The following is an 8,287-nucleotide window of genomic DNA, read 5'->3' on the forward strand; positions in this document are numbered from 1 at the left end:
CATTGCCATGCCCCTACCAACGTATTTGTATCATTATTAAAGTGAAATGGTATTACATCCTCTTATAGTACAATTATACTATAAAAAATAAAATTGTGTAGGCGTAGCCCGTCGTAGACATCGCCCTGTAATGAGGTATTATTCCGCTACCGAGCATTTCTGCCATACTGCTGAATAGCGCCAGAATAGATGCTTTATAACCTTTTGCCCCTGAGTAACTTTGTATAAATTCGTTATTTAGGCTCCGGGTTTGAAATAATCAAAGAGGCGATCGCCTGAATCTGCGCGAATCAATGCCACAACTACATCGGGTAAGGTGGCTAAACTGGGGTAAATCAAATAACGTGGTTCCCAATCGGGGCGGAACTTGTCTTTGTAGGAGTGCAGTCCCTTGAAATTGTAGAAGCGATTTAAATGCTGGTAAAGATAGTGCAATACTTTCTCCAAGCGGCGCGATTCTGGGTTGTCTCCAACTCCTGCAAAGGCAGAAAGACCGAAATTAAAGCTGTCGTAGCCACACTCTTTAAAATGCTGGAGTAGGGAAATAAATAGAAAGTCCATTGTGCCATTTTCGATGGACGGGCGGTGTCGCATCATGTCAATCGTCGCTTCGTTGAGTTGGTACTCCCGGACAATGTTGGCAAAGGCGCTAATCTGACCTTCGGGATTATGTATTACAGCAATTTCGCACTCTCGTAGGTAAGCTTCGTCAAACCAACCTAAAGAAAAGTGTTTTTCTGAACCTTGTACCATCTTCAGCCATTCATCACTCACAGGTTTGAGTCGGTGCAATAAATCATTGGCGATAGGTGGTTGGTAAAAATCGATTTGGTATCCTAGCTTAGTTAAACGATTGATTGATGGTCTAAAGTTTTTACCGGCTTTACCTTGTAAGGTAAAAGTTTTCAGGTCAACGATCGCTTCTTCTCCAATCTTGAGTACCTTAAACCCCAACGACTTGTAAAGCTGAATATCATCGGGCAAAGTTTGGTAAAAGCCAGGATACCAATCGTTGCGCTGGCAAAACTGCCAGAAAGCAATAATTGTCTCTTTGCGGTCTTCAATCGGGCCTATGGGATCTCCTAAGGCGATCGCACCCCGTCCTTTGGGAACATAAGCAATTACACTGTTACCAGTAGGACTAAAATAATAACTTTTATCATTTAATAGAGTCAACGCTGCTAAAGAAGAACGGCCGTATTGCTCGACAATTTCTTTTGCCTTTTGCTGTTCCTTTGGAGTTGCTAGATTGCGCCAAAACACAGGTTGCAACAGCATTAATATTGCATATGTAATAGTAACCGCGGCAATAATATAGATAGAATTAGCAAAAAATTCTCCAAATCGGCCCTTTGGTTGCAGTCCCCAATTATCCTCGGTGAAGAACATCGCTAAAGTCTGAACTATCGCTTCACGCCAATTAAAATTTTCTGAAAATTTGCCATCTAACAAGTAAAATCCAACAGTACCGTATGCCAGGGTGAATAATAAAGCGCCTATTAACACTCGAACTCCCCGTGCGATTGAAGGACGGTCTGATTTGGCTGTGAAAAAATGGCGCATCCAGATTAATTGCAGCAGCAAAACTCCAGAGAGGAGACTTTCTTCATAATCCAACCCCTTCAGCAAGTGGCTGAAAATGGAAATCACTAGTAAACCAATGGTAAGTAACCAGGCTATTTTTTTTCGCCGTAATAAGTTAGTAGCAAGTGTGAGTAAAACAAACCCAGTCAGCGCTGCAAATATATGACCACTAGCACGAATTTCAAATGGTAAAAATTCCTTCAACCAGTGATTTCGCCCATATAGGTTAGGTGTCACTGCTGACAACAAATTTATTACTCCGACTAAACCTGTAAGGAAAGCTGCACTCCAAAGTCCAATCTGAGTTTTTAAATTATTGGCCATTAGTCTAAAAGTATTAATTAGAAGTTAGGAGTTTTGGCTCTACCACTCTCTTTAGGGACTAAAATAATAAACAAACTAGTTTTATCGGCTGTGTTACTTATACGGATTAAGTTTTGATGTTTTGAATTTTCTCCATAACACCTTAATTTTAATGTCGTAGCACAACCGGAGCGGTAAAACCTGAGTTTTCAAATTTTAACTCTTAACTGTTAACTTTTTTAAATTGTTCCCCTACATACGAGAGCGAATCTTTAAGATGCTTGTGGAAGTAGTTCCAGCCTACATCAGCGCCAGACAAACCATGACCTCCTGGAAACGCATAAAATACGTGACCAATGCCTAATTTGTTTAAGGTTTCATTGAAGGCTTTGGTAGAAGCCAGTAAATTAGTATCGTTCAGACCCGCATCCAGGTAAACACGCAATCGTTTCCTATCTTCAGGTGATAGCTGTTGTACGATTTGTTGGGGACTATTTTGTGAACCGCTATTATCAGTAAAGTAACCGCTATGACTAAACAGAATGTGAAAGTTGTTCAAATAGCGTAACCCGATATTAAAAGCCCCCCATCCCCCAGAAGACAGACCTCCCAATGCCCAAAACTGGGGTTTTTCTAAAGTGCGGTAGCGCGACTTGACAACTTGTACTAATTCTAAACCAATCAAAATCCCTATTTTGCCATTCGGCCCATCAAAGTAATCAGGATCATACAAAGGACTAGAACCGCGATTATCATTACCATCAGGTGTAATTACAATCGATGGTGGTAATTTTCCATTTTGATAAAGCTTATGCAGTATGTCTAAGATTGCGTATTTATCAGCGTAAGCACGGGCATCATCATGACCACCGTGTAGTAAGAATATTACGGGGTAGCGCTTTTGCTGATTTTTGTTATAACCAGGGGGCAAAATCACGCCGTAGTTACGGACTGCACCCATCGCTTGGGAGTTGAAGGTTGCTAATTGAAACTTTAGCCCAGTATATGATTGTTTTTGGGGCGGGTCTAGTTGCGGCGCACCTAAGATAAATACATAATAATAACCACTAATAGTAAGGATAGCGATCGCTCCTGCCAAACTAATTAAAAATTTAGAAATTTTCATCTTCTTTTAGTTGGTAAAAAAAGTTACCTCTATTCAAACTTACTTATAGTTAATCTGCTACAATTTTCCAGCAGAGTTTTCAAGATTTACATTTTGATAAGATTAGATTATTTTTGAGTATTTTTAGCAGAGAAATCTAATTTTTCAGATTTATGTGCTATATCAGATAATTTAAATTGTTCGCCCACAAATGTCAAAGAATCGGCTAAATGTTTCCGCCAGTATTTCCAGGTATGACTGCCAGGGAACTCACGAAATAGATTATAAATTTTTAGTTCGTTTAGGACTTTAGCAAATTGTTCGGCTTGGTCGATTTCTTCAATATCTGATTTACCTGAATCTAAGTATATCCGCAACCTTTTTTTAGCTTGTGGAGGAATGGTTTTGATATAAGTTATTGGACTATTGATTGGGCCGCTTTTATCCTGAAAATAACCACTATGACTAAATAAGATCGAGAAATGATCCGAGTTATGTAATCCTACATTGATTGCTCCCCAACCACCAGAAGATAAACCACCTATTGCCCAAAAATCTGGATTGGTTAGTGTCCGATAACGGCTTTGCACAACTTTTACTAACTCATCCCCCACCGCTGTAGAGACTTTACCGTTAGGCCCATCAATATATTCAGGGTCCCAGTAGCGACTAGAGCCACGTTTGTCGTTGCCATCTGGTGTGATGATGATGCTGGGTGGCAACTTCCCTGTAGTATAAAGTTGTTCCACAGTCTTGAGAGCTTGTCCCTTGTTCTGAATAAACCAATCAGTGGGGTAACCATGTCCACCGTGGAGGAGAAAGATTACAGGATAGCTTTGTTTTGGGTTTTGCCCATAGCCAGGGGGTAAAGAAACGCCGTAGGTACGACTTGCGCCCATTACTTGACTATCGTAAGTTTCAATTTTGTAACTTAGGAGAGTAGCTACGTCGCTAGCATTAGGTTGGCTTGGTGGGACAGAAGGCGTTGTTTGTAAATCCTGCTGTTGAGGTATTTTTGCTGCTACAGTTTGACGGTAATTACAGCCAACTAGAGTTAATACTGAAACTAGCAAGAGAATTTTAGATTGTTTGTAGTTCATCTTTGAAGCGTATGGGGCATTTGGCAGTTGGTGCTGGCAATCATCAAGTTTACGCAAGTAATTTGTCAATGCTGTGTCAACAGGATGGAAACTTTACGACTGGTTGTAAATTAAAAGTCAAGAGTTAGGATAAGTTTCTTCACTATGCTTAAAAAGTTGCAACACAATTTCAGCACCCTGTTCGGCTTGTTGCTGCTGGTGCTTTCCCTGTGGGCGATCGCTAACGAATTGCGTGAGTATAATTATCTTGATATCCTCAACTCTCTAGCTGCTATTCCCAAAAGTCGCTTAAGCTGGGCAATTTGGCTGACAGCCTTGGGCTATCTAGTGATGATTGGGTACGATATCTTAGGTTTTAGCTACATTAATCGTTCCCTAAGTTGGAACAAGATTGCTTTAACCAACTTTATTAGCTCTGCGTTTAGTAATACGATCGGTTTTGCCTTACTGACTGGCAGTGCTATCCGTTATCGATTTTATGCTAGTTGGGGAGTGTCAGCAGTAGCGATCGCTCAAGTAATTGCTTTTGCCAATTTTACTTTTTGGTTAGGGATGTTTGCTACAGCAGGTTTCTTGTTCCTTGTCAACCCTTTGAAAATTCCCACTCAACTACATTTACCTTTTACCACTGTGCGTCCCATCGGCGTGATTTTTCTGGTATTAGTAGCTATCTATTTGCTAGGAAGTATTCTTATTAAACAACCGTTAATAATTCGTGGACAAGAATTTCGATTTCCTTCTTTTAAAATATCCCTTGCACAGATAGCAATTTCAAGCTTTGACTGGATTTTGGCCGCAGCAGTTCTTTATGCTGTGCTTCCTGCTAATATATCTTTGTCCTATCTGGATTTTTTGGGAATCTACTTACTAGCGATGTTTGCAGGTGTTGTTAGTAATGTCCCCGGTGGTTTGGGAGTGTTTGAAACTATAATTTTGCTGATTCTCTCCTCAAAAGTTTCTGGTGCAGCAATTTTGGGTTCATTGCTGGCTTATCGGGGGGTTTACTATTTCTTACCTTTGCTAATAGCAGCGGGTTTGCTAGGACTTTATGAAATTAAACCGCATCCACCTTGAAAACTGTAGTTCTTTCCGTATGCAAAGAAATAAACCCTCATCCCCCAGCCCCTTCTCCCAATATTGGGAGAAGGGAGCCGGAAAGAAGTCCCTCTCCCCCTACTTGGGAGAGGGATTTAGGGTGAGGGCAAAAACTACGGTTCTCAACATAGATGAGGTTTAGATTGAGATCCGGTAATTTCAAAAATATCAATAAACTGTAAAGTCCCGTTTCAGTATGAACACGAATAACAAGATTCCCGACTTCTCGAAGAAGTCGGGGATCTAAGACTTTAAATTAAGTTAAATCGGTAACTGCTGTTAATTTTAAATACGGAATACTTCAGCGATATCTTCACAACTAGCGGCGGAAAATCATAATTTTTGCTGAGGCGATCGCTAATTTAATTCCATCAAGATAGTAACAGTTAGTGGCAAATTTTGAATGAGATTTCCAGAAATCATCATCAAAATTCGGTTTTACTGATTGAGGATAGAAAAAATTATGAAAAACAGAGTATTGTTTGCCATGAAGATCAGGGAAAGTTGGGTAGGAACATTGATTCCCAGTGCTTTTGCTGCTTCACCCTATGCTGTGGGACAAAAGGCTGAGGTTCTTTGGCAGGAAGCATGGTATCCGGCAACGGTTCTTAATGTTAATGATGATCAGTGCTATATTACCTACGATGGTTATGATAGTTCCTGCAATGAATGGGTTGGATATTCACGCTTTCGGGCATCATTTCAAATAGGAGATTCAGTAAGAATTTTGTGGAAGGGGATATGGTATGAAGGACAGGTTTTAGAAGTTAATAACAATCTTTATAAAGTTACTTATGATGGCTACGATCGCTCTTGGGATGAGTGGGTTGAACCTTTCAGGGTAAGCAGATAGGGAATATTTCACTTTTATAAGTTGGGAGGGACGATTTCACCTGTTGGAGTCGTCCCATAATTTTTTTGTATGGCAATGCTATTTGAGTTGTAAGAATTAGGACTTACGCAAAAAACCTCTCAAACTTTTATTCCTCCGTGTCCTCTGCGTCCTCTGTGGTTCGATTTTCCATTACCTGTGCGTAAGTCCTGAGAATTATCGAACCGCCAAGAACGCCGAGAGAAGAAGGAAAGAAGTTTACAAATCATTTAGAACTGCTATATTTGCCCTTCATTACCTATTTAGAGACTGTTAGACTGAGAACCATAAGTAAAATCTCGTGTATTTTGGCAAACTTATGGAGCCAGTATCACTCACAGCGGCTGCGATCGCAACCTTGGTCATCACCAAAGCTATAGAAAAAACCGTAGAGAAGATAACAGAAAGTACACTGGACAAGCTAAAACTGCTGCGTCAAAAAATTTGGGATAAGTTCAAAGGTAAGCCGAAAGTACAGCAAGCCTTAATAAAAGCTGAACAAGGTTCTAAGGAAGATTTAGATTTAGTGGCTGACTACTTGCAAGTGGAGATGGACACCGACACCCAATTTGGCGAAGAAGTTCAAAGCCTTGCTAAAGAAATTAACCAAGAAATTAATATTGGTAAAGTTCAAGGTAAAAATGTCCAGAATGTTTACGGTGGTCAAGGTTTTCAAAGCAATGATAGTAAAGCTCCTACGTTTCAAGGCGTAGACAATAGCCCCATTACTATCAATTACAATAATCATCCCCCTGATTGACTACAGTCGCCTGAAGGGGAACGGGTAAAGTTAAATCTCACTACTGGAACACCGCAAAATCTGCCCCTGAGTGGGGTGGTGGAATTTGTCGGACGTGAAGAAGAATTGCAAAATATTCACCAACTTTTGCAGGATAATAAACAAGTAGCCATTGCTGCGATCGCGGGGATGGGTGGAGTTGGTAAAACAGAACTCGCCCTGCAATATGCCATCCAGCAACGCGAAACATACAACGGTGGGCTTTGCTGGTTGCTGGCAAAAACTGGGGATGTGGGCATTCAAGTTGTGCAGTTTGCGAGAACGCAGCTTGATTTAAAGCCGCCAGAAGATTTTGATATACTCGCGCAAGTGCAATATTGTTGGCGGTGTTGGCGTGAAGGTGATGTGCTGCTAGTGCTGGATGATGTCAGCGACTACGAGCAAGTTAAGCCTTACTTACAATCGTTACCTTCTCGGTTTAAAGTGCTGATGACTACGCGCCAGAACTTGGGCACGCATCGCACAGTTATCTTTGGATGTGCTGCAACCAGAGGCGGCGCTGGAGTTATTAAGGTCTTTACTCAAAGAAACACCAGGGCGAATTGAGCGAGAATTAGCTTTAGCAAATCAGTTGTGTGAATGGCTGGGATATTTACCTTTGGGTGTGGAATTAATGGGGCGCTATCTGGCGCGGAAACAGGATTTATCTCTAACAGAAATGTTGCGGCGGTTGGAGAACAACCGACTAGATGAGCGTTCCCTGTCTAAATCTAAGTCAGAAGCCGACATGACAGCACAACGAGGTGTATTAGCAGCCTTTGAGTTGAGTTGGCAGGAATTAGAAGACGACGATAAACAATTGGGTTGTTTATTGAGTTTATTTGCAGCCGCACCCATACCTTGGAAGTTGGTGGAACAGTGTTTACTAAAGGATTTGCGTAAAAATCAAAATAAAATCTCACCTCTACAGGCTCTCTTGTTAAGCTTGAACTCGATGATTAGTAAACTATTTCAGCTTAAGAAGAAATCTCTAGAGAAAAATGTAGAAGATTTAGAAACAATCAGAGACAATAAGCTGTTGAATCTGCACTTACTCCAGCGCAAAGGTAAGGGAGTTTACCAATTGCATCCACTGTTGCGGCAGTTTTTCCAATATAAGTGTACAGGTTTAGAAAAGGCAGAGGAACTTAAGCGATCGCTTTGTCGAGTAATGGTAGCAGTTGCTAAAGATATTCCTGACTCAGCTACCCTTGAGCAAATCAATGATATCACCCCCGCCACACCTCATTTAGCAGAAGTAGCCAACAATCTCATTCAATATATAGCCGATGAAGATTTACTTTGGGTATTCCTTGGCAACGCTCGATTTTACAATGGTCAAGGTTTATATAACCAAGCTTTACCTTGGTATGAGCAGTGTTTAGAAGTTACTAAAAAGCGCTTGGGTGAAGAACATCCAGATGTCGCCACTAGCCTCAACAACCTAGCGT

General features: G+C 40.9%; 8 protein-coding genes. 5 read left to right on the top strand and 3 right to left on the bottom strand.

Annotated features, from left to right (window positions below):
• Positions 1–237: 237 nt before the first annotated feature.
• The 3 genes from Q0541_RS01105 to Q0541_RS01115 form a co-directional block, all read right to left on the bottom strand.
• Entirely contained in the window at positions 238–1,908 is a 1,671-nt protein-coding gene (locus Q0541_RS01105) for a phosphatidylglycerol lysyltransferase domain-containing protein (RefSeq protein WP_298904370.1), read from the bottom strand.
• A gap of 202 nt (positions 1,909–2,110) precedes the next feature.
• A complete protein-coding gene (locus Q0541_RS01110) occupies positions 2,111–3,013 on the bottom strand; it encodes an alpha/beta hydrolase-fold protein (RefSeq protein ID WP_298904372.1) in 903 nt (300 codons plus the stop codon).
• 107 nt (positions 3,014–3,120) lie between these two features.
• A complete protein-coding gene (locus tag Q0541_RS01115; protein ID WP_298904374.1) occupies positions 3,121–4,092 on the bottom strand; it encodes an alpha/beta hydrolase-fold protein in 972 nt (323 codons plus the stop codon).
• 144 nt (positions 4,093–4,236) lie between these two features.
• Here Q0541_RS01115 and Q0541_RS01120 point away from each other — a divergent pair, with 144 nt between their 5' ends.
• From Q0541_RS01120 to Q0541_RS01140, 5 genes are all read left to right on the top strand, one after another.
• Positions 4,237–5,166 carry a lysylphosphatidylglycerol synthase domain-containing protein gene (locus Q0541_RS01120; protein WP_298904377.1) on the top strand — a complete coding sequence of 310 codons (930 nt, stop codon included), beginning with the start codon at positions 4,237–4,239 and terminating at the stop codon, positions 5,164–5,166.
• A 484-nt stretch (positions 5,167–5,650) separates the two neighbouring features.
• On the top strand, positions 5,651–6,040 hold the full coding sequence (locus Q0541_RS01125) for an agenet domain-containing protein (RefSeq protein WP_298904380.1): 390 nt from the start codon (positions 5,651–5,653) through the stop codon (positions 6,038–6,040).
• A 337-nt stretch (positions 6,041–6,377) separates the two neighbouring features.
• Positions 6,378–6,818, top strand: coding sequence for a hypothetical protein (locus tag Q0541_RS01130; RefSeq protein WP_298904382.1), 441 nt, complete (start codon positions 6,378–6,380; stop codon positions 6,816–6,818).
• A 78-nt stretch (positions 6,819–6,896) separates the two neighbouring features.
• Positions 6,897–7,403: an NB-ARC domain-containing protein gene (locus Q0541_RS01135; RefSeq protein ID WP_298904384.1), complete on the top strand. Its 507-nt coding sequence runs from the start codon at positions 6,897–6,899 to the stop codon at positions 7,401–7,403.
• A partial coding sequence (locus Q0541_RS01140) for a tetratricopeptide repeat protein (RefSeq protein WP_298904387.1) occupies positions 7,336–8,287 on the top strand: 952 nt, incomplete at its 3' end. The genes Q0541_RS01135 and Q0541_RS01140, both read left to right, overlap by 68 nt.

The sequence above is a fragment of the uncultured Nostoc sp. genome (assembly GCF_937863485.1).
Classification (GTDB): domain Bacteria; phylum Cyanobacteriota; class Cyanobacteriia; order Cyanobacteriales; family Nostocaceae; genus Nostoc.

Excerpts from the sequence above, each read along its gene's own strand:
- Q0541_RS01130 (WP_298904382.1), top strand. The coding sequence starts at position 6,378 with ATGGAGCCAGTATCACTCACAGCGGCTGCGATCGCAACCTTGGTCATC.
- Q0541_RS01105 (WP_298904370.1), bottom strand. The coding sequence starts at position 1,908 with ATGGCCAATAATTTAAAAACTCAGATTGGACTTTGGAGTGCAGCTTTC.
- Q0541_RS01115 (WP_298904374.1), bottom strand. The coding sequence starts at position 4,092 with ATGAACTACAAACAATCTAAAATTCTCTTGCTAGTTTCAGTATTAACT.
- Q0541_RS01110 (WP_298904372.1), bottom strand. The coding sequence starts at position 3,013 with ATGAAAATTTCTAAATTTTTAATTAGTTTGGCAGGAGCGATCGCTATC.
- Q0541_RS01125 (WP_298904380.1), top strand. The coding sequence starts at position 5,651 with ATGAAAAACAGAGTATTGTTTGCCATGAAGATCAGGGAAAGTTGGGTA.
- Q0541_RS01120 (WP_298904377.1), top strand. The coding sequence starts at position 4,237 with ATGCTTAAAAAGTTGCAACACAATTTCAGCACCCTGTTCGGCTTGTTG.